General features: G+C 60.2%; 20 protein-coding genes and 1 pseudogene. 11 read left to right on the top strand and 10 right to left on the bottom strand.

Annotated features, from left to right (window positions below):
* Positions 1-83: 83 nt before the first annotated feature.
* From clpX to BLU52_RS15180, 4 genes are all read left to right on the top strand, one after another.
* Positions 84-1,367 carry an ATP-dependent Clp protease ATP-binding subunit ClpX gene (gene clpX, locus BLU52_RS15195; RefSeq protein ID WP_016775335.1) on the top strand — a complete coding sequence of 428 codons (1,284 nt, stop codon included), beginning with the start codon at positions 84-86 and terminating at the stop codon, positions 1,365-1,367.
* 163 nt (positions 1,368-1,530) lie between these two features.
* Positions 1,531-3,927 (top strand): endopeptidase La, encoded by a 2,397-nt coding sequence (gene lon, locus BLU52_RS15190; RefSeq protein ID WP_090284491.1) that lies wholly within the window; start codon positions 1,531-1,533, stop codon positions 3,925-3,927.
* 149 nt (positions 3,928-4,076) lie between these two features.
* A complete protein-coding gene (locus BLU52_RS15185) occupies positions 4,077-4,349 on the top strand; it encodes an HU family DNA-binding protein (protein ID WP_003183171.1) in 273 nt (90 codons plus the stop codon).
* Positions 4,350-4,579: 230 nt separating this feature from the next.
* The gene (locus tag BLU52_RS15180; protein ID WP_090284490.1) at positions 4,580-6,451 is read left to right on the top strand and encodes a SurA N-terminal domain-containing protein; all 1,872 of its coding nucleotides are present in this window, start codon (positions 4,580-4,582) and stop codon (positions 6,449-6,451) included.
* Positions 6,452-7,111: 660 nt separating this feature from the next.
* Here the strand turns inward: BLU52_RS15180 and BLU52_RS15175 are convergent.
* Positions 7,112-8,305 (bottom strand): MFS transporter, encoded by a 1,194-nt coding sequence (locus BLU52_RS15175; RefSeq protein WP_090284488.1) that lies wholly within the window; start codon positions 8,303-8,305, stop codon positions 7,112-7,114.
* A gap of 117 nt (positions 8,306-8,422) precedes the next feature.
* On the opposite strand from BLU52_RS15175, the gene BLU52_RS15170 reads away from it, so the two are divergent.
* Positions 8,423-9,322, top strand: coding sequence for a LysR family transcriptional regulator (locus tag BLU52_RS15170; RefSeq protein ID WP_090284486.1), 900 nt, complete (start codon positions 8,423-8,425; stop codon positions 9,320-9,322).
* A gap of 92 nt (positions 9,323-9,414) precedes the next feature.
* On the top strand, positions 9,415-10,281 hold the full coding sequence (locus BLU52_RS15165; RefSeq protein WP_090284485.1) for a DUF2242 domain-containing protein: 867 nt from the start codon (positions 9,415-9,417) through the stop codon (positions 10,279-10,281).
* Between the two features lie 408 nt (positions 10,282-10,689).
* Here the strand turns inward: BLU52_RS15165 and BLU52_RS15160 are convergent, their stop codons facing one another.
* Together BLU52_RS15160 and BLU52_RS15155 are read right to left on the bottom strand one after the other, a co-directional pair.
* On the bottom strand, positions 10,690-11,730 hold the full coding sequence (locus BLU52_RS15160) for an AraC family transcriptional regulator (protein ID WP_090284483.1): 1,041 nt from the start codon (positions 11,728-11,730) through the stop codon (positions 10,690-10,692).
* Positions 11,731-11,733: 3 nt separating this feature from the next.
* A complete protein-coding gene (locus BLU52_RS15155) occupies positions 11,734-12,864 on the bottom strand; it encodes a nitrilase-related carbon-nitrogen hydrolase (RefSeq protein WP_090284481.1) in 1,131 nt (376 codons plus the stop codon).
* Positions 12,865-13,072: 208 nt separating this feature from the next.
* Here BLU52_RS15155 and BLU52_RS15150 point away from each other — a divergent pair, with 208 nt between their 5' ends.
* Both BLU52_RS15150 and BLU52_RS15145 read left to right on the top strand, forming a co-directional pair.
* Complete coding sequence (locus tag BLU52_RS15150) at positions 13,073-15,112, top strand: NADPH-dependent 2,4-dienoyl-CoA reductase (RefSeq protein ID WP_090284480.1); 2,040 nt, start codon at positions 13,073-13,075, stop codon at positions 15,110-15,112.
* A 176-nt stretch (positions 15,113-15,288) separates the two neighbouring features.
* Positions 15,289-16,215, top strand: a complete 927-nt coding sequence (locus BLU52_RS15145; RefSeq protein WP_090284478.1) for a 1-aminocyclopropane-1-carboxylate deaminase/D-cysteine desulfhydrase — start codon at positions 15,289-15,291, stop codon at positions 16,213-16,215.
* A gap of 3 nt (positions 16,216-16,218) precedes the next feature.
* Here BLU52_RS15145 and BLU52_RS15140 read toward each other — a convergent pair.
* Both BLU52_RS15140 and BLU52_RS15135 read right to left on the bottom strand, forming a co-directional pair.
* Positions 16,219-16,332, bottom strand: a pseudogene (locus BLU52_RS15140) (cytochrome B); the annotation flags it as partial.
* A gap of 93 nt (positions 16,333-16,425) precedes the next feature.
* Entirely contained in the window at positions 16,426-17,004 is a 579-nt protein-coding gene (locus BLU52_RS15135) for a hypothetical protein (protein ID WP_197677940.1), read from the bottom strand.
* Between BLU52_RS15135 and BLU52_RS15130 the strand changes: the two genes are divergently transcribed.
* Positions 16,979-17,320, top strand: coding sequence for a hypothetical protein (locus tag BLU52_RS15130; protein WP_167359876.1), 342 nt, complete (start codon positions 16,979-16,981; stop codon positions 17,318-17,320). The two genes, BLU52_RS15135 and BLU52_RS15130, sit on opposite strands and share 26 nt — an antisense overlap.
* A gap of 102 nt (positions 17,321-17,422) precedes the next feature.
* Here the strand turns inward: BLU52_RS15130 and phnX are convergent, their stop codons facing one another.
* Positions 17,423-18,250, bottom strand: a complete 828-nt coding sequence (gene phnX / locus BLU52_RS15125) for a phosphonoacetaldehyde hydrolase (protein ID WP_090284473.1) — start codon at positions 18,248-18,250, stop codon at positions 17,423-17,425.
* A 141-nt stretch (positions 18,251-18,391) separates the two neighbouring features.
* Positions 18,392-19,501 (bottom strand): 2-aminoethylphosphonate--pyruvate transaminase, encoded by a 1,110-nt coding sequence (locus BLU52_RS15120; RefSeq protein ID WP_090284471.1) that lies wholly within the window; start codon positions 19,499-19,501, stop codon positions 18,392-18,394.
* Between the two features lie 112 nt (positions 19,502-19,613).
* Here BLU52_RS15120 and BLU52_RS15115 point away from each other — a divergent pair, with 112 nt between their 5' ends.
* Complete coding sequence (locus tag BLU52_RS15115; RefSeq protein ID WP_090284469.1) at positions 19,614-20,474, top strand: LysR substrate-binding domain-containing protein; 861 nt, start codon at positions 19,614-19,616, stop codon at positions 20,472-20,474.
* Between the two features lie 275 nt (positions 20,475-20,749).
* Here the strand turns inward: BLU52_RS15115 and BLU52_RS15110 are convergent, their stop codons facing one another.
* On the bottom strand, positions 20,750-22,144 hold the full coding sequence (locus BLU52_RS15110) for a type VI secretion system Vgr family protein (RefSeq protein ID WP_090284467.1): 1,395 nt from the start codon (positions 22,142-22,144) through the stop codon (positions 20,750-20,752).
* 222 nt (positions 22,145-22,366) lie between these two features.
* On the opposite strand from BLU52_RS15110, the gene BLU52_RS15105 reads away from it, so the two are divergent.
* The gene (locus tag BLU52_RS15105; RefSeq protein WP_090284465.1) at positions 22,367-23,071 is read left to right on the top strand and encodes a YebC/PmpR family DNA-binding transcriptional regulator; all 705 of its coding nucleotides are present in this window, start codon (positions 22,367-22,369) and stop codon (positions 23,069-23,071) included.
* Between the two features lie 113 nt (positions 23,072-23,184).
* Here the strand turns inward: BLU52_RS15105 and BLU52_RS15100 are convergent, their stop codons facing one another.
* Together BLU52_RS15100 and zapE are read right to left on the bottom strand one after the other, a co-directional pair.
* Positions 23,185-24,498 (bottom strand): leucine-rich repeat-containing protein kinase family protein, encoded by a 1,314-nt coding sequence (locus tag BLU52_RS15100; RefSeq protein ID WP_090284463.1) that lies wholly within the window; start codon positions 24,496-24,498, stop codon positions 23,185-23,187.
* 181 nt (positions 24,499-24,679) lie between these two features.
* Complete coding sequence (gene zapE / locus BLU52_RS15095) at positions 24,680-25,810, bottom strand: cell division protein ZapE (protein WP_090284461.1); 1,131 nt, start codon at positions 25,808-25,810, stop codon at positions 24,680-24,682.
* Positions 25,811-25,940 lie beyond the last annotated feature (130 nt).

Raw genomic sequence — 25,940 nt, 5'->3', positions numbered from 1 at the left:
CAAGTCCGATCAGCAGCGGGCTTGAAAAAGCCCGCAATAGCCTTCATCTTGTGTTGCAAGCCTATCGGATTTGGATCGAACGAATGACTGACACCCGCAACGGCGAGGACAACGGCAAGCTGCTCTATTGCTCCTTCTGTGGCAAAAGCCAGCATGAAGTGCGCAAATTGATTGCCGGCCCCTCGGTCTTTATCTGCGACGAGTGCGTCGACCTGTGCAATGACATCATCCGCGAGGAGGTGCAGGAAGCCCAGGCCGAGAGCAGCGCGCATAAATTGCCTTCGCCTAAAGAAATCAGCGGCATCCTTGACCAGTACGTCATTGGTCAGGAGCGTGCGAAAAAGGTTCTGGCCGTAGCGGTGTACAACCACTACAAGCGCCTGAACCAGCGTGACAAGAAGGCTGACGACGTCGAACTCGGCAAGAGCAACATCCTGCTGATCGGCCCGACAGGCTCCGGTAAAACCCTGCTGGCCGAGACTCTGGCCCGCTTGCTGAACGTTCCGTTCACCATCGCTGACGCAACCACCCTCACCGAGGCCGGTTACGTGGGCGAAGACGTCGAGAACATCATTCAGAAGCTGCTGCAGAAGTGCGATTACGACGTCGAGAAGGCCCAGATGGGCATTGTCTACATCGATGAAATCGACAAGATTTCGCGCAAGTCCGACAACCCGTCGATCACCCGCGATGTATCCGGTGAAGGCGTGCAGCAGGCCTTGCTCAAGTTGATCGAAGGCACGGTCGCTTCGGTACCGCCGCAAGGTGGCCGCAAGCATCCGCAGCAGGAATTCCTGCAGGTCGACACCCGTAACATCCTGTTCATCTGCGGTGGTGCGTTCTCCGGTCTGGAAAAGGTTATTCAAAACCGTTCCACCAAGGGCGGCATCGGCTTCAACGCAGAAGTGCGCAGCAAGGAAGAAGGCAAGAAAGTCGGTGAATCCCTGCGTGAAGTCGAGCCTGACGATCTGGTCAAGTTCGGTCTGATCCCGGAATTCGTCGGTCGTCTGCCCGTCCTCGCGACGCTGGACGAGCTGGATGAGGCTGCGTTGATGCAGATCCTCACCGAGCCGAAAAATGCTCTGACCAAACAGTATGCCAAGCTGTTCGAGATGGAAGGCGTCGATCTGGAATTCCGTTCCGACGCACTGAAATCGGTCGCCAAGCGTGCCCTGGAACGTAAAACCGGTGCCCGTGGCCTGCGCTCGATTCTCGAAGGTGTACTGCTCGACACGATGTATGAAATCCCCTCGCAGTCCGAGGTGAGCAAAGTCGTGATCGATGAAAGCGTGATCGAAGGCAAATCCAAGCCACTGTATATCTACGAGAACAGTGAGCCGACTGCCAAGGCAGCGCCGGACGCGTAAGCGTCCACCCTGTCGCAGTAAAGAAGGGGCCCTCGGGCCTCTTTTTTTTTATCTGGTTTTTTACAGCCGCATTGCGCTTGTTTTTTTTCAAGGCAGCCCCCATCTTGGTTTCAAGTTCAATTCCATCTGATTACGGCCCTATGGCCGCCGTAGAGGCGAAATCATGAAGACAACCATCGAATTGCCTCTCTTGCCATTGCGTGATGTCGTGGTTTATCCGCACATGGTTATCCCGCTGTTCGTGGGGCGCGAGAAATCCATCGAAGCCCTCGAGGCCGCGATGACGGGCGACAAGCAGATCCTGCTGCTGGCCCAGAGAAACCCGGCTGACGACGATCCCGGTGAAGATGCTCTCTATCGCGTAGGTACCGTTGCCACGGTTCTGCAACTGCTCAAGCTGCCTGACGGCACCGTCAAGGTGCTGGTCGAAGGCGAACAGCGCGGAACGGTCGAGCGCTTCAGTGAAGTCGACGGCCACTGCCGTGCCGAAGTCTCGCTGATCGACGAAGTCGACGCCGCCGAACGCGAGTCCGAAGTGTTCGTGCGCACATTGCTGTCGCAGTTTGAACAATACGTCCAGCTGGGCAAAAAGGTCCCGGCTGAAGTCCTGTCGTCGCTTAACAGCATCGATGAGCCGGGGCGTCTGGTCGACACCATGGCTGCGCACATGGCGCTGAAAATCGAGCAGAAGCAGGAAATCCTCGAAATCGTTGACCTGTCGGCGCGTGTTGAACACGTGCTGGCGCTGCTGGATGCCGAGATCGACCTGCTACAGGTCGAAAAACGCATCCGCGGCCGGGTCAAGAAGCAGATGGAGCGCAGTCAGCGCGAGTACTACCTGAACGAGCAGATGAAGGCCATTCAGAAAGAGCTCGGCGACAGCGATGAAGGCCACAACGAAATCGAAGACCTGAAAAAGCGTATCGACGCTGCCGGTCTGCCGAAAGACGCCCTGGCCAAGGCCACTGCCGAACTGAACAAGCTCAAGCAGATGTCGCCGATGTCCGCCGAAGCCACCGTGGTGCGCTCGTACATCGATTGGCTGGTGCAGGTGCCGTGGAAGGCGCAAAGCAAGGTGCGTCTGGACCTGGCGCGCGCCGAAGACATCCTCGATGCCGACCACTACGGCCTGGAAGAGGTCAAGGAACGCATCCTCGAGTACCTCGCCGTACAGAAACGCGTGAAGAAAATCCGTGGCCCGGTGTTGTGCCTGGTCGGTCCTCCGGGCGTGGGTAAAACCTCGCTGGCAGAGTCGATCGCCCATGCCACCAACCGCAAATTCGTGCGCATGGCCCTCGGTGGCGTGCGTGATGAAGCGGAAATCCGTGGTCATCGCCGTACCTACATCGGTTCGATGCCGGGAAGATTGATTCAAAAGATGACAAAAGTGGGCGTGCGCAACCCGCTGTTCCTGCTCGATGAAATCGACAAAATGGGCAGCGACATGCGTGGCGACCCGGCGTCGGCGTTGCTGGAAGTACTCGATCCGGAGCAGAACCACAACTTCAACGACCACTATCTGGAAGTCGATTACGACCTTTCCGACGTGATGTTCCTGTGCACCTCGAACTCGATGAACATTCCGCCGGCGCTGCTGGACCGGATGGAAGTCATCCGTCTGCCGGGCTACACCGAAGACGAAAAGATCAACATTGCCGTCAAATACCTCTCGCCAAAACAGATCGCCGCCAACGGTCTGAAGAAGGGCGAACTGGAATTCGATGCCGAAGCGATCCGCGACATCATCCGTTATTACACCCGTGAAGCCGGTGTGCGTGGCCTCGAACGCCAGATCGCCAAGGTCTGCCGCAAGGCCGTGAAAGAACACGCGATGGAAAAACGCTTCTCGGTGAAAGTGACAGCCGATCTGCTCGAGCACTTCCTCGGTGTGCGCAAGTTCCGCTACGGTCTGGCCGAGCAGCAGGACCAGGTGGGGCAGGTGACTGGCCTGGCCTGGACTCAGGTCGGTGGCGAATTGCTGACGATTGAAGCGGCGGTGATTCCGGGCAAAGGGCAACTGATCAAGACCGGTTCGCTTGGCGATGTTATGGTCGAATCGATCACTGCCGCGCAGACTGTGGTGCGCAGTCGCGCCAAGAGTCTGGGCATTCCGCTGGATTTCCACGAGAAGCGCGACACGCACATTCACATGCCTGAAGGTGCTACGCCGAAGGACGGTCCGAGCGCTGGTGTCGGTATGTGCACCGCGCTGGTTTCGGCATTGACCGGCATTCCGGTGCGCGCCGATGTTGCCATGACCGGTGAGATCACGTTGCGTGGTCAGGTGCTGGCCATTGGTGGTCTGAAGGAAAAACTGCTCGCCGCTCACCGCGGCGGAATCAAGATCGTGATTATTCCGGAAGAGAACGTGCGCGATCTGAAGGAGATTCCTGACAACATCAAGCAGGATCTGCAGATTAAACCGGTTAAATGGATTGACGAGGTCCTGCAAATTGCGCTGCAATACGCGCCGGAGCCCTTGCCGGATGTGGCTCCGGAGATAGTCGCCAAGGACGAAAAACGAGAGTCTGACTCTAAGGAAAGAATTAGCACGCATTAATAGGCTTTTGCCTGGGTGGCTTCCTTGACAGTTTTTTAGAGCCCTTGTTATAAAGCGGCTCTTAAGTGTCTGTAGGCCATTCAGCACTCGTTTTTGCTTTCACCAAAAAAACTTAGAATCATCTCAAAATAGATATAAGGGGACTTAGAGTGAACAAGTCGGAACTGATTGATGCTATCGCTGCATCCGCTGATATCCCGAAAGCTGCTGCTGGCCGTGCGCTGGACGCTGTAATCGAATCCGTCACTGGCGCTCTGAAGGCTGGCGACTCCGTTGTTCTGGTTGGTTTCGGTACGTTCTCCGTGACGGACCGTCCGGCTCGTACCGGTCGTAACCCACAGACCGGCAAGACTCTGGAAATCCCGGCTGCCAAGAAGCCAGGTTTCAAAGCCGGTAAAGCACTGAAAGAAGCTGTTAACTGAGTTTTTCAGGTTTTTACCCATCCGGGTCGGGGTCAAGCCTGACTTGGCAGCGGAGCGGTAGAGCAGGCCACTGAGAAAGTCGCCTGTAACGCCGGGATCGAGGGTTCGAGCCCTGTCCGCTCCGCCAGTTACGAGAAGGCGCATCCTCGGATGCGCCTTTCTTCTATCCGGATTCTACCCACGCTCCACGGTTGCCTAAATATTGAAGTTCAACCGTTTCTGGGGGACGCATGCTGCAGAATATCAGGGACAATTCACAAGGCTGGATTGCCAAGACCATTATCGGAGTCATCGTTGCACTGATGGCTTTGACCGGTTTCGATGCCATTTTCCAGGCCACGACTCACAAGAATGAGGCGGCCAAGGTCAACGGTGAAGAAATCAGCCAGAACGAGCTGAGCCAGGCCGTTGACATGCAACGCCGTCAGCTCATGCAACAGTTGGGCAAAGACTTCGATGCTTCCTTGCTCGATGAAAAAATGCTCCGCGAATCGGCCCTCAAGGGTCTGATCGATCGCAAGCTGCTGTTGCAGGGTGCCGAACAGGCCAAATTCGCTTTCTCCGAAGGTGCGCTGGATCAAGTGATCCTGCAGACCCCTGAATTCCAGGTGGACGGCAAGTTCAGCTCCGAACGTTTCGACCAGGTGATCCGTCAACTGGGTTACAGCCGCATGCAGTTCCGCCAGATGCTGGCTCAGGAAATGCTCATCGGCCAACTGCGCGCCGGTGTCGCGGGCAGCGGTTTCGTGACCGACGCCGAAGTGCTGGCATTCGCCCGTCTGGAAAAACAGACCCGTGATTTCGCCACGCTCAACGTCAAGGCTGACCCGGCAGCGGTGAAGCTCACCGACGACGAGGTCAAGGCTTACTACGATGAGCACGCCAAAGAGTTCATGACCCCGGATCAGGTGGTCATCGATTACGTCGAGCTGAAGAAGGCATCGTTCTTCGATCAGGTTGCCGTCAAGGATGAAGACCTGCAGGCCGCGTATCAGAAAGAAATCGCCAACCTGTCGGAACAGCGTCGTGCGGCGCATATTCTGATCGAAGTGAACGACAAGACCACCGAAGCTCAGGCCAAGGCGAAGATCGACGAAGTCCAGGCGCGCCTGGCCAAGGGCGAGAAGTTCGAAGCGCTGGCCAAAGAGTTCTCGCAGGATCCGGGTTCGGCCAACAATGGCGGTGACTTGGGTTACGCAGGCCCTGGTGTTTACGATCCAGCGTTCGAAAAAGCCCTGTACTCGCTGGGCAAAGATCAAGTCTCCGAGCCGGTTCGCACCGATTTCGGTTATCACCTGATCAAATTGCTGGGTGTCGAAGCGCCTGAAGTGCCGACTCTGGCCAGCCTGAAAGACAAACTGACCCGCGAGCTGAAAGCCGCACAGGTCGAGCAGCGTTTCGTTGAAGCGACCAAGCAACTGGAAGATTCGGCGTTCGAAGCGTCTGACCTGGCGCAACCAGCAGCGGATCTGAAGCTGACCGTGCACACGTCCAAGCCGTTCGGCCGTGAAGGTGGCGAAGGTATTGCGGCCAACCGTGCCGTGGTCACCGCGGCATTCAGCCCTGAAGTGATTGATGAAGGTGCCAACAGCACCGCCATCGAGCTGGATCCGGAAACCGTAATCGTGCTGCGCGCCAAGGAACACCTGAAGCCTGCGCAGCTGCCGCTGGAAAGCGTGAATGCGGCGATCCGCACTCAGTTGACCAAAGAGCATGCCAGCGCAGCCGCCAAGACCCGTGCCGAGAAGCTGATTGCTGATCTGCGCGATGGCAAGGCTCCACTGGACAAGGCGATTGACGGTCAGAGCTGGAAAGTCACCGAAGCGGCTACCCGTGGTCAGGAAGGTGTTGATCCGGCGGTGCTGCAGGCGCTGTTCCGCATGCCCAAGCCAGCCGCCAAGGACAAGCCGACCTTCAGCAGCGTGACGCTGCCGGACGGTAGCCTGATGATCGTGCGCTTGAACGGCGTTAACGAAGCGGCGGCGCCGACCGATGAAGAGAAGGCGCAGTACCGGCGGTTCCTGGCTTCCCGTGAGGGGCAGCAGGATTTCGCGGCGTATCGCAAGCAGTTGGAGAGTCAGGCGGATATCGAGCGGTTCTGATTGCTGACTGGAGACATGGGAGCCCCGGCCTTTTCAGGTCGGGGCTTTTTTTTGCGCCTTGGCGGCCTTTGGGCCGACCAGGCTTTGGTTGTTATGGGTGTATATCCGTTGCTGCGGTAACGGCGGCTTAGGGTTCCGCCCTTACGGCGAGTCCCTTTTTCAGACGCCAAAAAGGAACCAAAAGGCTTGCTCCTGCGTTCGGCCCTCGCAGGCTCGGGTCCCTTCGCTCCGGGACTGATCCGGGCGCAGCGGCTACGGTTTGCTTCGCTGCACCTCCTTCCGCTGTGTCTGGCTGCGCCAGACGGTCGCTGCGCTCCCACGCCCGGATCGATCCCTCCACTCAGCCTTCCGATGTCGCTGGTTAGGCAAGATCAAGAGCACTCGAGCTAACGCTCATTGTTGAGTGGTTAGAAGCGCCGTATGGCTTGAGATTCTCGGTGGATTCGCCCCTCACCCCAGCCCTCTCCCCGAGGAGAGGGAGCCGATTTGCGAGCGGTTCAAAAGCCGCGTTCAACTCGGTATCGCATGTCGGTGTAACTTTCGCATCCACCACGGTCAGTTCCCTCTCCCTCCGGGAGAGGGCTAGGCGGGCGGCGTTCCGATGAGGGGCTTTTGATTTTCGGACAGAGTTCAAGCATTCCGCGGCAATCCAGGTGCCACCTATCCGGCAGCTGGAAAGCCATGGCTGCGAGCGTTGACCGTCACACACAGGGTCAAAACCAGCAAGCCTGCAACAATCCACGGAAATGTTCCTGCACCGAAGTCTTCAAGCAATAGGCCTCCGATCAAACCTCCGCCAGCAATCCCTACATTCCATAGCGTGACCAGCATCGATTGCGCGGTATCGGCTGCGTTGCTCGCGGTTTTCGCTGATGCGGTTTGCAATAAGGATGGCATTGCGCCGAAGGCCAGTCCCCAGATGGCAATGGCGGTGTAAACCACGCTCGGCGAATCGCGCCACAGGCCCAGCGCGAGCGCGGACAGCATGAACAGCGCGGCGCTGATCAGCACCAGTTCGCGTAGCCAGCGGTCAATCAGGACGCCGACGATCCATAAGCCGAGCACCGATGCGAGGCCGAATACCAGCAACACCCGGTCGACATTTTCATCAAGTCCGGACGGCTGCAGGAAAGGTGCGATGTAGGTGTACAGCAGATTGTGTGCGACCACGTAGGTAAGGGTTACAAACAATACCGGACGTACGCCGGGCCAGGTAAACACCTGTTGCAAAGGCATGCGGTGTCCCGCGCGTTCGCCAGCAAAGTCCGGTACCCACCAGCGTACCCATATCACCAGCACGATGGTCAGCCCGGTCATGATGGCGAAGCTCAGGCGCCAGCCGACCAGGGTGCCGAGCAAAGTGCCTGCGGGGATTCCCAGCGACAGCGCCAGAGGTGCACCGAGCATCGCCACCGTGATGGCGCGGCCTTGCAGGTGCGGGGCGACCATTCGGCTCGCGTAACCCGCCAGCAGCGCCCAGAGCAGCCCTGCGAACACGCCGGCAATAAATCGTGCGATCAGGCTTAGCCAGTACAGCTCCGACACGGCGGTGATGCTGTTGGCGATCGCGAAACCACCGACAGCGGACAACAGCAGGGGTTTTCGGCGCCAGCCTCGGGTGGCGATGGTTAGCGGAATCGCCGCCAGGATCGAGCCGAACGCGTAGACGGTGATCAATTGTCCGATCAGTGCCTGGGAGACATTCAGGCCGCTGCTCATCTGCGGCAACAGTCCGGCCGGCATGGCTTCGGTCATTACCGTGATGAATCCGGCGGTGGCCAGTGCCAGCAGCGCGGCGAGGGGTAAGCGTTCGGGTTGATCGAATGCGGGGTAAGCAGGTTGAGCATCGTTCATGAGCGGCTTCCATGTGCGAATTTGATGAGAAGCGCAGAGTAGGGCGCTGCACGGTGATGAAAAACGGGTTAAGGTTCCGAACATATCGGACAGGGATGTCAGCAATGGGGGAGTGGTATGGATAGCCTTGGCAGTATTGCGGTGTTTGTTCAAGTCGCCGAGACGCGCAGCTTCACCGAGGCTGGCAGGCTACAAGGTGTCTCATCGTCAGCGGTGGGCAAAAGCATCGCCCGGCTGGAAGCCCGACTGGGCGTGCGGCTGTTTCAGCGCACCACCCGCAGCGTCACGCTGACCAGCGAAGGCGCGATGTTTCTTGAGCGGTGCCGAAAGATCCTCGCCGAAGTCGAGGCGGCGGAATTCGAACTGTGCGATGCCTCTGCCAAGCCACACGGCAGGTTGCGCATCAGCCTGCCGCAGGTGCATGGGCTGGTGATGCCCGTCATGGCTGAGTTCATGGCGATGTACCCGCAAATCGAGCTGGACCTGGATCTGACCGATCGCATGGTCGATGTGGTGGAAGAAGGTTTCGATGCTGTGATCCGCACAGGTAAGCCCCGCGACTCGCGTCTGATGGCGCGACGATTGGGTACTTTTCACATGGTATTGGTGGCCAGTCCGGCGTATCTGCAGCAGCGTGGCGTACCGCATACGCCGGCTGATCTTGCCGCTCACGCGTGCCTGCGTCACACCTTCCATGCCACTGGAAAACTGGAAGCCTGGCCACTGATTCGCGAAGAGCGAGCTGCGGAGCCGACGTTGCCCGCCCGCTTGGTCAGTACTTCCATCGAAGCGGTGAGCCATGCGGCGCTGGCCGGCGTGGGTATCGCCTGTCTGCCTGATTTCATGACCCGCGAGGCCGAGGCGCAAGGACGCTTGCGTCGGGTGCTCGATGCGCACCTGGAACACACCGGTGAGTTTTGGGTCCTATGGCCATCGAGTCGTCACGCCACGGCGAAACTGCGTGTGTTCATCGATCATTTGGTCTCGCGACTTTTCCCCGCGACCCAGGTGCCATAGAGTTGTAACCGTTTCAAGACACTATTCCATGCGCCGCGGGGTTGCGATCTGTTGCACAATACGCCCCGGACTGTTTTCTCTCAGGATGTTCAATGTTGATTTCCATTCCCTTGCGTGTAGCCGGGTTGGCGCTGTTGTTGGCTGCCGTTGCCGGCTGTTCGAAAGACAAGCCGATGTATGAGCACGAGAACTTCGATGACTCCGGTACGTTTTCGCGCAATTATCCGGTGACGGATGTGGCCAGTTGCGAAGCGGCGCGGCGGGCGTTGCTCAGTCAGGGCTACATCATTACCAGCAGCGATCCGAAACTGGTCAGCGGGCACAAGAGCTTCCAGCAGACCGGCGATACCCACATGGAGATCAGCTTCAATGTGGTCTGCGCCGATGACGGCAGCGCCGGGCACCATGCGACGATGTTTGCCAATGCCTTGCAGGATCGCTATGCGCTGAAGAAGACCAACAACTCGGCCAGTCTCGGCGTAGGTGTGTTGGGCTCGGTGTCGATGCCGATCGGCTCGTCTGACGATTCGATGGTCAAGGTCGCCAGTGAGACGGTGACTGCGCAGAAGTTCTACGAGCGGTTCTTCACCCTGGTCGAACAGTTCCTGCCGGCGGATGCGAAGAAGGCGGCGCATATCGAGGAGAAGCCCAAGGCTGACCTCGGTGTGCCTGAAGCGAAAGCGACGCCTGCACCGGCACCCGCGCCGTTGGTGCCGACACCGGCAGCGGAACCTGCGGCAACGCCTGCGCCTGCACCTGCTGCCGAGCCTGCGCCAGCTCCGGCGGAAACCGCGCCAGTCGATTCCCAGCCGGTGGCGCCGCCTGCGGAGCCGGCGCCGATTACGCCAGCGCCCGTTGAAGACCCCGCGCCTGCGAGCGAAACCATCACACCGCCAGCAAACCCGGACATTCCGCCGCCGTCCGAGCCGATTCCGGCGATGCCTGCGTCCGGTCAATAACCGCAATCCCCTGCAGGAGTGAGCCTGCTCGCGATAGCGTTGGATCAGCCAGCATAATGTTGACAGGTCTGACGTTATCGCGAGCTGGCTCACTCCTACACTGATTTGCGCCCGGCTATATCTGGTTACATTCCCCTGACAATCCCACCACGATAAATCCCCAACCACCTGCTACGTTTTATTCATGAAGGCCACGTTTCACTGTTCCTTCATACGGGCACTTTATGCTCGGGGCACAGGTCGATTGATCAGGCCATTTTTCATAGCGAGCGGTTGGGGGATTTTACGATGGATGAATATCAAGAAGAACTGCTCGAATACCAAGCCTACGAACTGGATCAACCCGAACCCGCAGACGACGCAACCGAGCTTTAAGCTTCGGCTTGCAGCTTGAAACTTGCAGCTGATTCAAGCCCGTATGCGATGACTGCGGCGAAACTCGCCCGGCGTCTGGCCGCTCCAGCGCTTGAACGCTCGCTGGAATGCTTCGGCTGAAGCAAAACCGAGCAGGTAAGCAATCTCGCCGAAGGCCAGTTCGGTGTCGCGGATGTAGGTCATCGCCAGATCCCTGCGCGTGTCGTTGAGGATGGCGCGAAATTGCGTGCCTTCCTCGGCCAGTTTGCGTCGCAGTGTCCAGGTCGGCAGTTTCAGGCGTGCCGCGACTTCTTCCAGGTCCGGTTCGCGGCCACCGTTAAGCAGCGGCCCAAGCAATTGCGTGATGCGTTCGCGCAGGCTGCGGGTTCGCGTCAGTTGCTCGAGTTCCCGTTCACACAGCTGCAGCAGATGCCGCCAGGTACTGGGGCAATGCTCGGGGTTGCGCTGCGCAAGGCTGTCCAGATTCAGGCGTAATTGGTTGCCCTCGGCACCGAACTGGATCGGGCAATCGCCGAGCGAGCTGTAGGCCTGGCGATAATCGGGCTCGGAAAATTCGATCTCGATGCGCTCGGCCCGCAGCGGCTGACGGCTCACGGAGGAGAGCTGATTGAGCCAGCCTGCCACGATTGAATCGACGACAAAGCGGTTGTAAGCGTTGTACGGGCTGATCGAATAGAAGCGCAGCCACGCGCCGTGAGCATCTTCGTGAAAGCTCGACTGGCCGCGATAGTTCGAGCCGTACAAGGGTTCGAAACGGATCAGGCAGCGCGCAGCTTCGCGCACGGTCGGCGCTTGCGCCGCGGTGACACCCGCGAGGCCGGCCTGGCTCAGACGACTGAGCTGGCCCATGCGCAAACCCAGCGCTGCATCGCCAGTCAGCTGAATCGCTGCGTGGCCAAGGCGCATGTAGCGAGGGATCGACAAGCGCGCGCCGGCTTCGGCCAATCGTGCTGCGTCGAGGCCGTATTGTTCCAGCAGTGGCTGTGGGTCGAGGCCATGACTGCGCACGGCGTCGGCGAGGCTGTGAACGAAGCCTACCGACAGATCACCAAGGCGCATCGGCTGGGGCTTCATGGCTCACAACCAGATATTCAGCAGACGCGCGCCACGGGCATCGCCATCGGCAAAATGCTGACCGTTGCTGCTGAGGAAGCTTTGGCCGGAGCTGGTCTTGTCCCAGAATTGCCCGTGCAGAAATACGCTGATGCCGGCAATCGCCCGACTGCTCGGTGGCTGGGCAGTGAGGGTCAGGCGATGCCAGGCCTGGCCTTCAGTGACTTCACCGGGCTTGAGGCTTACCGAACCGGGCGTGCTTGAGCCTTTGTAACCGCGCCACGGCTGGTTCCAGGCATTCTGGCCGAATAACTGCGCCGGCACCGCCACCAACTTCGCGTTTTGCTCGTCGAGCGAGCGGTAGTTCTGTGGGTACCAACTGTCGCTGCCGATCAACACGCCGAGACGTCCCGCCGGGGTGTCGACCACGTTGATGCGCTCTTTGTCCTCGGCCTGTATCACATCACGCTGAGCGAACACGGGGTGCATCTGGCGCTGCGGCTGGCCAAGTGGCACGCCGTCGCGGCCGAACACCACGCTGCTGTTGTAGAGCGAGCCACTGCCCGGTCTGAGCCGTCCATCGCGAATCTCCGGCTCCGGCAATACGATCGAGCCGGCCACCAGGGTCACGCGAAATTCCTTGGCCAGACCGCCGAACAGCGCCTGGTATTGCTTGGCCATGGATTTGGCTTTCATGCGCAGATGGGCGTCATTGAGACGGTCATTGCCGCTGGCGCGCAGCCAGGCGCGAGCGAACAACAACGGATTGCTTGCCGCCAGCCAGTTCATCGCCTCGTCAACGGTCGGGGCTTGATACAGCTCGTCTTTTTCGCCGCTGAGCAGCAGCCAGGTGCCGATGTTTTCCGGCAAGACCACGACGGTTTTCTCGTTCAGCAAGCCTTGATCCTGCGCTTGCTGCAAATAGGCGGCGAGTTTGCGGTGCAGGCGTTCGGGGCTTTGATAGTCGGTGGGAAACAGTTCGGGCTGGATGCCCAACAGATTGCCGCGGTCGGCGGGTGTGCCCTGGTCGACCGCCAGTTTTATGCGCAGGTCTGACAGGTAATGCCCGGCCGGCCGGTCCGCCGCCCACATTGCGTAGGTGGTGAGGGCAGCCACAAGGGCCATGGAAAACGTCAGGTACAAAAGTTTGCGCATGAAAACCAACAACGACCGGGTGCAGGGTATGGCGACTAGGGTAGGGCGCATGGCCGCGATTGCCAAGGGGCGCTGCGCACTTGGATCAATAAGTTGTCAGTTACGGTCATTGAGCCACAGCGAGGCGGCTCTTAGTCTGTCGAACATGAATGACGCGCGCCGCAGAGCGCTCGCAACTTTTCCGTGATCGCTCGTTGTGGAGTTACCGATGACCGCCGCTCATTACCCGCACCTGTTAGCCCCGCTGGACCTGGGATTCACCACGCTGCGCAACCGCACCCTGATGGGCTCGATGCACACTGGCCTTGAAGAGAAACCCGGCGGTTTCGAGCGCATGGCGGCGTACTTTGCCGAACGTGCGCGTGGCGGTGTCGGCTTGATGGTCACTGGCGGTATCGGCCCGAATGACGAGGGCGGCGTGTATTCCGGCGCAGCCAAGCTGACCACCGAAGAGGAAGCGCTCAAGCACCGTATCGTCACCCGCGCGGTGCACGAGGCGGGCGGCAAGATCTGCATGCAGATTCTTCACGCCGGCCGTTATGCCTACAGCCCGAAGCAGGTCGCGCCGAGTGCAATCCAGGCGCCGATCAACCCGTTCAAGCCCAAGGAGCTGGACGAGGAAGGCATCGAGAAGCAGATCAGCGATTTCGTTACCTGTTCGGTTCTGGCGCAGACTGCCGAGTACGACGGCGTCGAAATCATGGGCTCCGAAGGTTATTTCATTAACCAGTTCCTCGCCGCGCACACCAACCACCGCACCGACCGTTGGGGCGGCAGTTACGAAAACCGCATGCGCCTGCCGGTGGAAATCGTGCGCCGGGTGCGCGAAGCGGTGGGCCCGAACTTCATCATTATCTTCCGTCTGTCGATGCTCGATCTGGTCGAGGGCGGCAGCACCTGGGACGAAATCGTCACCCTGGCCAAAGCCATCGAGCAGGCCGGCGCGACCATTATCAACACCGGGATCGGCTGGCACGAAGCGCGAATTCCGACCATCGCCACCAAAGTGCCGCGCGCTGCATTCAGTAAAGTCACGGCCAAGCTGCGCGGCTCGGTGAGCATTCCGCTGATCACCACCAACCGCATCAACACCCCGGAAATCGCCGAGCAGATTCTCGCCGAGGGCGATGCCGACATGGTCTCGATGGCGCGGCCGTTCCTTGCCGATCCGGATTTCGTCAATAAGGCCGCCGAAGGCCGCGCCGACGAAATCAACACCTGCATCGGCTGCAACCAGGCGTGCCTCGATCACACCTTCGGCGGCAAGCTCACCAGTTGCCTGGTCAACCCGCGCGCCTGTCATGAAACCGAGCTCAATTACCTGCCGGTGCAACAGATCAAGAAGATCGCCGTGGTCGGCGCCGGCCCTGCCGGTTTGTCCGCCGCGACCGTGGCCGCCGAGCGCGGTCATCAGGTGACGCTCTTCGATTCGGCCAGCGAAATCGGTGGCCAGTTCAACATCGCCAAACGTGTGCCGGGCAAGGAAGAGTTTTTTGAAACCCTGCGTTACTTCAAGCGCAAGTTGCAGACCACCCATGTCGAGGTGTGCCTGAACACCCGCGTCGACGTGGCGAAACTGGTCGAAGGCGGTTACGACGAGATCATTCTCGCCACGGGCATCGCCCCGCGTGTACCGGCGATTCCGGGGGTCGAGCATGCCAAGGTGCTGAGCTACCTGGACGTCATTCTCGAGCGTAAACCGGTAGGCAAACGCGTGGCCGTCATTGGCGCTGGCGGTATCGGTTTTGACGTTTCGGAATTCCTTGTCCATCAAGGCGTGGCGACCAGTCAGGATCGCGCGGCCTTCTGGAAGGAGTGGGGCATCGATACGCAACTTGAGGCCCGCGGTGGTGTTGCCGGTATCAAAGCTGCGCCGCATGCACCGGCGCGCGAGGTTTTCCTGTTGCAGCGCAAGAAAACCAAGGTGGGCGACGGCCTCGGTAAAACCACCGGCTGGATTCACCGTACCGGTCTGAAGAACAAGCAGGTGCAGATGCTCAACAGTGTCGAATACCTCGGCATCGATGACGACGGCCTGCACATCCGCATCGGCGAAACCGGTGAGCCGCAAGTGCTGGCGGTGGACAACATCGTGATTTGCGCGGGGCAGGATCCGCTGCGCGAATTGCATGATGGCTTGGTCGAGGCGGGGCAGAACGTGCATTTGATCGGCGGCGCCGATGTGGCGGCAGAATTGGATGCCAAGCGCGCAATCAATCAAGGCTCGCGGCTGGCCGCTGAGCTTTGAGCTCAGCGCTGGACCTGTAGGAGTGAGCCTGCTCGCGAAGGCGCAATGTCAGTCAGTTTATAAGTCGCCTGACACGACGCTTTCGCGAGCAGGCTCGCTCAGGGACTGGCGTACGCTGGCAGATTTTTAACGCCTGGCTGTTAAGATGCCGGCTCTTTGCTACAGAGCCGGCATCCATGCTTTTGCCCCCCGCCAACTGGCTACCCCATGCCCCTCTCGAACACCTTCGCCTGGACTGGCTCAGCGCTGCCGGCATCGAAGTGGCGATCCTGCGGCTCGACCAGATCGACCCGCTGATCAGCGGCAACAAATGGTTCAAACTCACCGAACACCTTAACGCAGCCGAGCGTGCCGGCGCCGAGGGCATCATCAGCCTCGGCGGTGCGCATTCCAATCACCTGCATGCGCTGGCAGCGGCGGGCCAGCGCTTGGGGTTCGCCACGGTCGGCCTGTTGCGCGGACATGCGCAGCAAACGCCGACAGTGGAGGATTTGCAGGCGTTCGGTATGCAACTGCACTGGTTGGGTTACAGCGGCTATCGCGCCCGTAACGAGTCTGGATTCTGGGAGCCTTGGCAGGCGCAATATCCACAGCTGTATGCGGTGCCGGAGGGTGGCGGGGGATTGGCCGGCGCACGCGGCTGTGCGGCCATTCATTCTCAGGCGCAAACGCAGTTGGCGGCGCTGGGCTGGCAAGATTTTCACGCCTGGTGGCTGGCCTGCGGCACCGGAACGACGCTGGCCGGGCTGGTGCTCGCCGAGGCCGGTGCGCGACACGTTTATGGCGCGTTGGCGGTGCCGGGAGATCACGGCGTGGCGGCGCAAATCGAATCGATTCTGCACCCGGCCGGGCAGGGCTGCGGCGGATACACCTTGTTCGATGCCAGTCGGGGCGGTTTTGCCAAAATCGATCCGGCCTTGCTGGCGTTCATCGAGCAGACCGAACAGGCCAGCGGTGTGCCGCTGGAGCCGCTGTACACAGGCAAGGCCTTGCTGGCGCTCAAGCAGCAGGTCGAGGCCGGCCGGTTTGCGCCGGGCACGCGGCTGCTGTTCGTGCACAGCGGTGGCTTGCAGGGCCGGCGCGCCATGCTTGCCGGCCGCTGACGCTCAGCCGCGCTTGGGCATCATCCGCAGCAACGTGTTATCGCGCACCACGTAATGGTGATAAATCCCCGCCAGCGCATGCAGGCCGATGAGCCAGTAACCGACGACCTGTATCAACTCTAAACCTCAAGCGATGTTTCTACCGAGCTATTCATGTTTTTTGTAGCCGGGGCAGGAAATGTAGCGAAGATCAGTCTTGGTTGTTTTAGATTAATTTCGATTAAAAGTTATCGGAGTGTTTGTAATAAATGGATGTAACGGTTTGTTGTTTATATCTTGTGTTTGCTTGGTGTTTGAGTTGGTTGAGCATGATGGATACTGTTTGCTCAGGTTCTTGAATGGGTTTTCAAGGATCACGGTTACCAACTTCAATTGCATGAGTTTAATAATTATGAGAACTAACTTATTTTCCCGCAAAGTAAATGGATATACTGTAAAAAAGGCGATGGCCAAGCCGCCTGTACCGCGGCCGCGGCCCTCCGTTACCCCACCCAAGCCTGTCACGCCGACCCGCCCGACAACGCCGACCAAACCCGTAACGCCAACCCGCCCGGTGACGCCAACCAAACCCGTAGCGCCAACCCGCCCGACAACGCCGACCAAACCCGTAGCGCCAACCCGCCCGACAACACCGACCAAACCCGTAGCGCCAACCCGTCCGGTGACGCCAACCAAGCCTGTAGCACCAACCCGGCCGGTGGCACCCACCAAACCTGTAACCCCGACCAGCCCGACCGATCCGGTCAGCACGAAACGACCGCCAATGCCGTGGCCGACAGTTAACGTCAATATTGATCCGATAGCTTTGATTGCCTTGATCCAGACATTTGGCGCCACGACTCATCAGGATGGCTCGACGACATTACCGGACGGTAGCCTGATCGATGCGGATAAAACGTCGGTTACGCGTCCCGATGGCATCATTCAGCACGAGGATGGTCGGGTGCAGTACCCTGACGGACGAATCGTCTGGCCCGATGACACAATTGAATATGCTGATGGACATATTGTCTGGGCAGATGGAACAACAAAGTTTCCGGATGGAAGTATCAAGTATCCGGATGGACTTGCCTATGACGCCGCAGGCAATCTGATCTCTGAGTAAGTTCGGGAACTAAAAGTTGTTGTTTCTTGATCAATACTCGCCTTTGAAATACGAAAACACCGCTGACTTCCTGAACAGTCAGCGGTGTTCATTTCGGCGCAATCAATGTTGCTGCGGCATTTCACCCTTGGCCAGCCGCTGGTTGATGTCGGCAATCACTTCGGGCAAGTCGCTGATGGTGTCGATCATGTAATGCGGGCGCGAGCCTGCGAACAATGCGTGGATACGCTTGCGCTCGCTGGCCAGATCATCGCTGCCCAAGGCGCGGAAATCCTGATAATCGAGCCCCAGCGCATTGCCCGAGCAGATCAGCGCGACGGTCCACATTCCGGCGCGGCGGCCTTCGAGAATGCCCGGCACGGTGTCGTCGATCTTCACGCAGGCCGCGATGTCATCGATGCCCAGCGCAATGACGTTGGCCAGCGCTTGCGCCGGCCATGGGCGACCGTTCGGCACTTCATCGGTGGCGACCACATGGTCGGCGACATAACCGTTGCGCGCGGCCAGTTCGACAACCTTGTCCATCACCTGTTTCGGGTAACCCGAGCAGGAACCGATCTTGATGCCTTGCTCGCGCAGGCTGGCGATGGTCTCCAGGGCGCCAGGAATCAGCGCCGAGTGCTCGGCGATTTTTTCGATCTGCAGTGGCATGAAGCGGTTATAGATGGCAGTGACATCATCGTCGGTCGGCGTGCGGCCGAACGCCTTGCGATAGCGCTCGGCGACTTGCGGCTGATCGCACAGCGTGCGGATGTGGTCCCATTTGCCCATGCCCATTGGGCCACGGGCTTCTTCGATGGACACCTGCACGTCGAACTCGGCGAACGCCTCGACGAAAATCTGCGTCGGTGCGAACGAGCCGAAATCGACCACGGTGCCGGCCCAGTCGAGGATGGCGGCATGCAGTTGGGTGGGGTTGGTGTAATTCATGGCAACGAAATTCCTGAATTGAAATGCGCTTCAAATGTAGGAGTGAGCCTGCTCGCGATAGCGGTCGAACATGAACATCTTCGTCGACTGACACGCCCTCATCGCGAGCAGGCTCACTCCTGCAGGGGATTTGTGTAGGGTTCAGATATCGAGCACTTCCATCTCGAGCAGCACTTCGCCGACAGCCGCGACAGCCAGGCGCATGTCGTCCGGGGTGACGTGGCCGATGCAGCCGATGCGGAAGGTTTCCAATTGGGTCAACTTGCCGGGATAAAGGATGTAACCCTTAGCCTTGACCCGTTCGTAGAAGTCCTTGAACTGATAACGCGGGTCATTCGGCGCATGGAACGTGGCAATGATCGGCGCCTGAATGGCTGCCGGCAGAAAACTGCGCAAACCGAGTCTGGCCATCTCTTCCATCAGCGCCTGGCAGTTGGCGGCATAGCGCGCATGCCGCGCCGGCAGGCCACCTTCTTCGCTATATTGCTGCAAGGCTTCGTGCAGCGCCGCGACCACGTGGGTCGGCGGGGTGAAGCGCCATTGCCCGGTCTTCTGCAGGTAGGTGTGCTGGTCGAACAGGTCCATCGCCAATGAATGCGAATTGCCGGCGGCAGCGGCCAGTGATGCTTTGCGCGCGAAGACAAAGCCCATCCCCGGTACGCCTTCCAGACATTTGCCGGAGGCTGCGATCAGCGCATCGAACGGCACCTTCTGCGCATCCACCGGCAGTGCGCCGAACGAGCTCATGGCGTCGACGATCAGGCGCTTGCCGTGTTGCTCGACAACCTCGGCGATCTCCGCCAGCGGGTTGAGAATACCGGTGCTGGTTTCGCAGTGGATCAGCGCAACGTGGGTAATTGATCTGTCGGCGCGCAGCAGACGGTCGACGTCGGCGGCCGTGGTCGGCTCGTCCTCGGCGGTTTCGAAGGTGCTGAACGAGCGCCCGAGCACTTCGCAGATGTTTGCCAGCCGTTTGCCGTAGGCCCCGTTGATCAGCACCAGTATTTTGCCGTCACGCGGTACCAGCGTGCCGATGGCCGCTTCGACGGCGAAGGTGCCGCTGCCCTGCAATGGCACGCAGTGGTGGGTCGCGGCGGCATTGACGATCGCCAGCAATTGCTCGCACAGGCTGGCGGTCAGTTGATTGAAGCGGTCATCCCAGGAACCCCAGTCGACCATCATGGCCTGGCGCGTGCGGGCCGAAGTGGTCAACGGGCCGGGGGTGAGCAGGATGGGTTCGGCGTTACGCATGCAGGTGTCCTTGGGTTGTACTGGGGGATGAAGCTACGGGGCATACGTTGCAATTCACCGTTGCATCAATCAAATTGTTTGTTGTTATGCCAGTCATCAGTGAGGGTTATTCATGAACCTGTTCCAGTTGCGCGCCTTCGACGCCGTCGCCCGTGAAGGCAGCTTCACCCGCGCCGCTGCGCGCTTGTTCATCAGTCAGCCAGCGGTCACCGGGCACATCAAGGCGCTGGAAGAGCACTATCAGATCACCCTGTTGCGGCGCACCGCGCGTCGGGTGGAGCTGACCGAGGAGGGCACCCGACTCGCGGCGATCACCCGCGCGATGTTCGGCCTGGCGGATGAGGCACAGACGATGCTCGAAGCCAATCGGCAATTGCTCACCGGTCGGCTTGAGGTCGCAGCGGACGGCCCGCACCTGGTGATGCCGATGCTCGCCAGCCTGCGTGCGCGGTATCCCGGCGTTACGGTGAATCTGCGCTTGGGCAATGCGCAGGAAACCTTGGCGGCGTTATTGTCCGAGCATGCAGATGTCGCGGTGCTGACTGAGGTCGAGCCGCGCAAAGGTTTGCATTTGCAAGGCCTGAGCGAATCGCGGATCTGCGCTCTGGTGCCGGCCGGACACCCGTGGGCACTGCGCGGTGGGGAAGTACCGCTCAAAGAGTTTGATCAGGTGATCATGGTGTTGCGTGAGCCGAGTTCGATTACCCGGCGCACCTTCGACCGGGCTTGCGTGCAGGCGTCGATTCACCCGCGCGTGTTGCTGGAGCTCGACAGCCGCGAAGCGGTGACCGAAGCCGTCGCCGCCGAGTTGGGCGTGGGCGTGGTGTCCTCGGTGGAAGTCAGCCACGACCCACGGGTGGTGGCGATTCCGATTGGCGGGGCAGGGCTGGTCAATCAGCACATGATCGGCTGCATGGAACGGCGGCGGGAATTGCGCTTGATTCAGGCGTTTTTCGATCTGGCGCCAGCCTGACAGGCCGCGGCGTCTGCAATCGCCAGCAGGCTGGCTCCCACAGGGTTTGTGAACGGCGCAAAATCCTTGTGGGAGCCTGCAATCGCCAGCAGGCTGGCTCCCACAGGGTTGTGAACGACGCAAAATCCCTGTGGGAGCCTGCAATCGCCAGCAGGCTGGCTCCCACAGGGTTTGTGAGCGACGCAAAATCCCTGTGGGAGCTAGCCTGCTAGCGATTACGCCAGTGCCGACTACACAAGGCTTTTGCCCTGGCCGACAAAGGCTGAGTGCGCCGGTCACGGTTCGGCGCGGTTGAGCAGCCAGTCGAGCAACAAGCCGTTGTCGCGTGCCGGCGGTGGCGGGCGGAGCGCCGGCTCGGGTGAATTGCCCAGGCACAGGATCGGCCGATCCGGGTCGCCATCGAGGAAACTCACCCACACTTCACTGCCGGCGCAGGGCAGATCGGCCGGCGCAAGGCGGCGCTGAGTGCGCGTCATGGCGACGGGCAGCCAGAGCGTGTCGCTATCGTGCATTGGCGCCTGCGCCGCCGGCCATAGACTGATGGCGACCCGACCGTGTTCGTCCATTTGCGCCGGTTGCCCGGTGCTGCCCACGACCCGGGCCAGATGAAAACCGGCAATGCTCGGCCGCGGTTGTTTGAGCGCCGGGCGAAAATCGCTCGCCCAGGGCTGAGCACGGAAATCGTTGTGGTAGCGGTGTACGCTGGGGCTCGGGTCGAGAATCGATGGATGCTGCCCACGATGACGGATCGCTGTGATTCGCCATTGCTCGTTGAAATGGCTGATCGGATGCGCCGAGACTTGCAGCAGATCGCCGCTGAACAAACCGCTCTGGTCGCTGCGACCGTTGATCGTGCGCTGCTGGCCGCGCTGGCGCTCCAGATGACGGCGGCTGCGCTGTTCATGATGGCGCTGTTCAGGTGCAGGTCTGGGCGGTGGATCGGCCATTCGTTGATTGGCCGCCGCGTCGCTGCTGGCCGGTTGGCCGCGATCGCGCACCGTTCGCAACGCGCAGATCGGTGCAGCGTGATGGTGCTGGTACAGCGCGCTGATGCAGGGCGAAGGCGCCTGTTCGCCGGCCGTGAACGGCACTGATACCGGCGTTTGCGGCAGGCTCAGGCTGTCATCGGCGAACACTGCAACGTGACCGTTGGCGCGGTGTTCGAAGTGATAGTGAATGCCTTCTTCTTCGCAGAGCCGGTTGAGCAGCGCCAGATCGCTTTCCTCATACTGAATGCAAAATGGCCGCAGCGGGTAATGACCGACCGTCATTTCGATTCGGTAATCGTTTGCGGCCAAGCCGTTTTCAGCGAGCAGTTGCTGGAGAATCTGCGGCACGCTCGATTGCACGAACACCCGGCGTTTATCCGGTTGTGCCAGGCGTTGCAGGTGCGGCATCAGGCTCAATCGATAACCGATCCGGTGCGTACCGCGATGTTCGTAACTGGCACTGTCGATCACGCCATGAATCCCGTGCCGCTCGTCCAGACGCAGAAAGGCCGGTTGCTGTAAAAGCGCGCCCGGTGCCATGGCGGGGGCGAGGCCGATCAGTTCAAGGTCGAAACGATAGGGCTGGTTGAGCGCTTCCTCGCCGTCGAAACCCACCACCGGCAGGCTCAGGCCACTGTCGGTCAGGGTCAGGGTGAAAGGACTTTCCTTGTCATTGAGCATTCGCACAGGCTCTGTCAGGCAATACGGGAGTCAGAGGGTACGAAACCGCAGAGCGGAATGGTCGTGTCAAAGACGTTTTTCAGAATCCCCCTACAAGGTCTGATGAAGTTGTCGATTCGGCATTGCGTTTTTTTGGTCGATTGCCGACTTTAGGCCGTATAAACTTGCCGCCACGCGTCGGCCAATAGATGTCTCGGCGCCACAGATCAAAGAGAGTGAGTAATGGGCGCACAGTGGAAGGTTAAACACAAAGAAGCGGCTGCCAACGCCAAGGGCAAGATCTTCGGCAAACTGGTGAAGGAAATCACCATCGCTGCCCGCAACGGTGCCGATACCGCCACCAACGCACATTTGCGTCTGGTGGTCGAACAGGCCAAGAAAGCCTCGATGCCTAAAGAAACCCTCGACCGCGCGATCAAGAAAGGCGCAGGTCTGCTGGGTGAGACGGTGCAGTACCATCGCGTGACCTACGAAGGTTTCGCCCCGCACCAGGTGCCGCTGATCGTCGAGTGCGTAACCGATAACATCAACCGCACCGTCGCCGAAATTCGTGTGGCTTTCCGTAAGGGCCAACTGGGCGCTTCCGGTTCGGTGGCGTGGATGTTCAACCACGTCGGCATGATCGAAGCTGCACCGGAGAATCCGGACGCGGATCCGGAAATGGCCGCGATCGAAGCCGGCGCCCAGGATTTCGAGCCGGGTGAAGAAGGCGCTACGTTGTTCCTGACCGATCCGACCGATCTGGATGCGGTGCAGAAAGCCCTGCCGGAACAGGGTTTTACCGTGCTCTCGGCCAAGCTCGGCTACCAGCCGAAAAACCCGGTCAGCGGCCTGAGCGACGAGCAGATGGCTGAGGTCGAAGCGTTCCTCGAAGGCCTAGACAACCATGACGACGTGCAGGATATGTTCGTCGGTCTGGCAGGCTGATCTGCGGCGTCAGTGATGGCCCCATCGCTAGCAGGGCTAGCTCCCATACCGGATTTGCATATCACTCAAATCCCCTGTAGGAGTGAGCCTGCTCGCGATTGACCGCGCAGCGGTCACAGTGTTTCCAGGCTCTCGATCACTTCACCAAACCCCGGCCGCCCCAGCACATCCGCCTGACAGCAACGCTGCTCCAGCGCCTCAAGCGCAAGCCGCTGCCGATCGCTCAACCCGCTATCGATGCGCGCGAGCAATTCCCCGAGCAAAATCCCGAAGGCACGTACCTCAAGGCGTTGCAGCGCGCGCGTTTGTCGGTTGTCCTCGACAGCGTGAAACGACGCCGCACCAAAATCGCCGAGCAGGCAATCGCCGTGCTGATTCAGCAGAATGTTGTGCCCATACAGATCGCCATGGGTGATGCCTTGGCGATGCAGATGCTGCGCTGCCGAGGCGATGCCTTTGGCGATGTTCAGCGCAACCTCGGCGCTGAAGCGGCGATCAGCGGCGTAGACATCGCGCGAGCAGGAATCCAGGCTCGGCAGGTCGGCGAGGTTGGCAAACGACGGATCGATCAACTGCATCACCAGCCCTTGCTGGCGGTCAGGGTGGCCACTGATGCGCCCCTCGATGCGGATCAGATTGGTGTGCTGGCCGGCCGTGATGCAGGCATTCATTTCGTGCAGCGGCGAACCGTCGCTGGTCATCTCGCCCTTGTACAGCTTCACCGCCACCGGGGTCAGCGAGCCGTCGTCATGTTGCCAGTCCGCGCGCGAGATTACCCCTGAGGCGCCTTCACCCAGTTGCTGTCGCAGATGCAGCGCCGACCAGTCGATTTTCGGCGTCGCCTCTAGCGCGGCCGCGTCCGCCTCGGTTTCCAGCGGGTTGCCGGCGTAGGCTAGCCACGTCAGGCTCGGCAGGCTCAGCAACCACGGCGGCAGCTCGGTCAGGCGGTTGGCGGCGATACGGATCAGTTCCAGCCGATGGCATTGGCTCAGCGACGGCGGCAGCGCTTGCAAGCGGTTGCCGGCGAGCATGAGTTTCTGCAGGGCAGGGCGCTCACCGAGTTCGCTCGGCAGACGCTCGAGGCAGTTGTCGGTGAGAATAAGCCAGCGCAGCGAGGGCGGCAGGGCGGCGGGCGGTACACTGGCGATGCGGTTGGCCTTGAACCCGACCATGGTCAGCGCCGTGCACTGTCCGAGACATGCCGGCAGCTCGGTGAACTGGTTGTCGGAGCAGAACAGCACGCGCAGGTGCGTCAGCCGATGCAAGTCATCCGGCAGACGACTCAAGGCATTGCCGCTGAGGTTGAGGATTTCGAGGGTGTCGGCCAGAGCGAAAATCTCGCGCGGAAACTCGGTCAGGCCACACGACAGATCCAGACGAGTAATGCCCGACAGTTCGCCGGCGCGCAATTGAGCAAGGGTGTGCATGGTAGGTGTTCGCTTTCGATAAAGGAGCGGCGCGGAGCGACATGATAACGGCAAAGCGATTCAGCACCACGGAACCTGTGGGAGCCAGCCTGCTGGCGATAGCTGACTCTCTGTCGCTGATGTTCTGCCTGTCCCACCGCCATCGCCAGCAGGCTGGCTCCCACAGGGGATTAGTGGTGTATCAGTGAGGGTCGTGCATGGCTTGCAATTGCCCCAAACGGCTGCGTGTGCGGGCCAGATCGATGGCGTCGCCTTCGAGGCTGTCGCGCAGTGGCAGTCGCCCGATCAGTGTCAGATGCTTGTCCTGGTCGTAAAGCACGTCGATCAGGTTGATGAAGCGCTGTTGCGCGGCGATCGGGCATTCGCCCAGTTCGGGCAGATCCTCGATGACCCAATGATCGAAACGTCGACACAGTTCCAGATAGTCCATGACGGCGGTCGGCTGTTCGCACAGATCGTTGAAGGTGAAACCGATACGTCGATCCGTGCAGAACCGCGCCTGAAACTGTCGAGTGCCGACGGTCAGCGCAACGGGCTGCGCGTCAGTGGGCGGCAGATCGAGTGCTGTGCGTTGCGCGGGCGTGCCGGGCCACGCGTAATTTCCGTGAGTAAACACTTGATGTTGAAAATGCCGCTGCTGGCTGCGGTAATCATGCGGACCGCCCACTTCCATGACGTGCATGCGCGCATGGATCAGCTCGATCACCGGTTTGAAACGCGCGTGATACAGCGGGTTGGGCAGCAGGCCTTCAGGCGGATAATTGGACGTCACCAGCAGCAGAATCCGCCGTTTGAACAGCGCTTTGAACAGCCGGGTGATGAGCATTGCATCGCCAATGTCGTGCACATGGAATTCGTCGAAACACAGCACCCGACAGTCTTCCAGCAGTTCATCGAGCGTTACCTCCAGCGCATCGTCCTGATCGCGATGACGGAACATGCCCGCGTGCAATTGCGCAAAGAACTGATGGAAATGCAGTCGGCGTTTCTCGGTGATCGGCAGCGCCTGAAAGAAACCGTCGAGCAGCCAGCTCTTGCCACGTCCGACCGCGCCGAACAGATACAGGCTCGGTGGCGTATGCGCGCTGGCGCCGAACAACAGGCTGGCCTGTTGCGCCATGCAATCAATGACGCGCTGCTGGCTGTGGCTGAGGGTGTAACCCTGTTCACAGGCCTTGTTTCGAAAGTGATCCCGGATGACCTGGGCATTGGCGTCATGCCCGGCGCTGGCCGGCACGCCCTTGCCGAGCCAGCGGCGCAATGCCGGCAGGCGCGCCAGCAGGGGGGATCGTTTCGGCGGTGGGGCAGGCACTCGCGGGGTCTCCGTGTTCGTCAAACCGGCGCCCAGAGGCGCGGCGGTTCAGTGTAACCAGAGGACGGGTTGATCGGCCACCGCAAGGGCGCGAGAGTGGGCGATCACGGAACAGATTTTTCGGTTGCCA

The organism is Pseudomonas granadensis, from assembly GCF_900105485.1.
In the GTDB taxonomy this organism is placed as follows: domain Bacteria; phylum Pseudomonadota; class Gammaproteobacteria; order Pseudomonadales; family Pseudomonadaceae; genus Aquipseudomonas; species Aquipseudomonas granadensis.
The sequence above is the reverse complement of the archived record's forward strand: the minus strand, read 5'-3'. Positions and strand labels throughout refer to the sequence as shown.

Excerpts from the sequence above, each read along its gene's own strand:
- clpX (WP_016775335.1), top strand. The coding sequence starts at position 84 with ATGACTGACACCCGCAACGGCGAGGACAACGGCAAGCTGCTCTATTGC.
- lon (WP_090284491.1), top strand. The coding sequence starts at position 1,531 with ATGAAGACAACCATCGAATTGCCTCTCTTGCCATTGCGTGATGTCGTG.
- BLU52_RS15180 (WP_090284490.1), top strand. The coding sequence starts at position 4,580 with ATGCTGCAGAATATCAGGGACAATTCACAAGGCTGGATTGCCAAGACC.
- BLU52_RS15175 (WP_090284488.1), bottom strand. The coding sequence starts at position 8,305 with ATGAACGATGCTCAACCTGCTTACCCCGCATTCGATCAACCCGAACGC.
- BLU52_RS15170 (WP_090284486.1), top strand. The coding sequence starts at position 8,423 with ATGGATAGCCTTGGCAGTATTGCGGTGTTTGTTCAAGTCGCCGAGACG.
- BLU52_RS15165 (WP_090284485.1), top strand. The coding sequence starts at position 9,415 with ATGTTGATTTCCATTCCCTTGCGTGTAGCCGGGTTGGCGCTGTTGTTG.
- BLU52_RS15160 (WP_090284483.1), bottom strand. The coding sequence starts at position 11,730 with ATGAAGCCCCAGCCGATGCGCCTTGGTGATCTGTCGGTAGGCTTCGTT.
- BLU52_RS15155 (WP_090284481.1), bottom strand. The coding sequence starts at position 12,864 with ATGCGCAAACTTTTGTACCTGACGTTTTCCATGGCCCTTGTGGCTGCC.
- BLU52_RS15150 (WP_090284480.1), top strand. The coding sequence starts at position 13,073 with ATGACCGCCGCTCATTACCCGCACCTGTTAGCCCCGCTGGACCTGGGA.
- BLU52_RS15145 (WP_090284478.1), top strand. The coding sequence starts at position 15,289 with ATGCTTTTGCCCCCCGCCAACTGGCTACCCCATGCCCCTCTCGAACAC.
- BLU52_RS15130 (WP_167359876.1), top strand. The coding sequence starts at position 16,979 with ATGCCGTGGCCGACAGTTAACGTCAATATTGATCCGATAGCTTTGATT.
- phnX (WP_090284473.1), bottom strand. The coding sequence starts at position 18,250 with ATGAATTACACCAACCCCACCCAACTGCATGCCGCCATCCTCGACTGG.
- BLU52_RS15120 (WP_090284471.1), bottom strand. The coding sequence starts at position 19,501 with ATGCGTAACGCCGAACCCATCCTGCTCACCCCCGGCCCGTTGACCACT.
- BLU52_RS15115 (WP_090284469.1), top strand. The coding sequence starts at position 19,614 with ATGAACCTGTTCCAGTTGCGCGCCTTCGACGCCGTCGCCCGTGAAGGC.
- BLU52_RS15110 (WP_090284467.1), bottom strand. The coding sequence starts at position 22,144 with ATGCTCAATGACAAGGAAAGTCCTTTCACCCTGACCCTGACCGACAGT.
- BLU52_RS15105 (WP_090284465.1), top strand. The coding sequence starts at position 22,367 with ATGGGCGCACAGTGGAAGGTTAAACACAAAGAAGCGGCTGCCAACGCC.
- BLU52_RS15100 (WP_090284463.1), bottom strand. The coding sequence starts at position 24,498 with ATGCACACCCTTGCTCAATTGCGCGCCGGCGAACTGTCGGGCATTACT.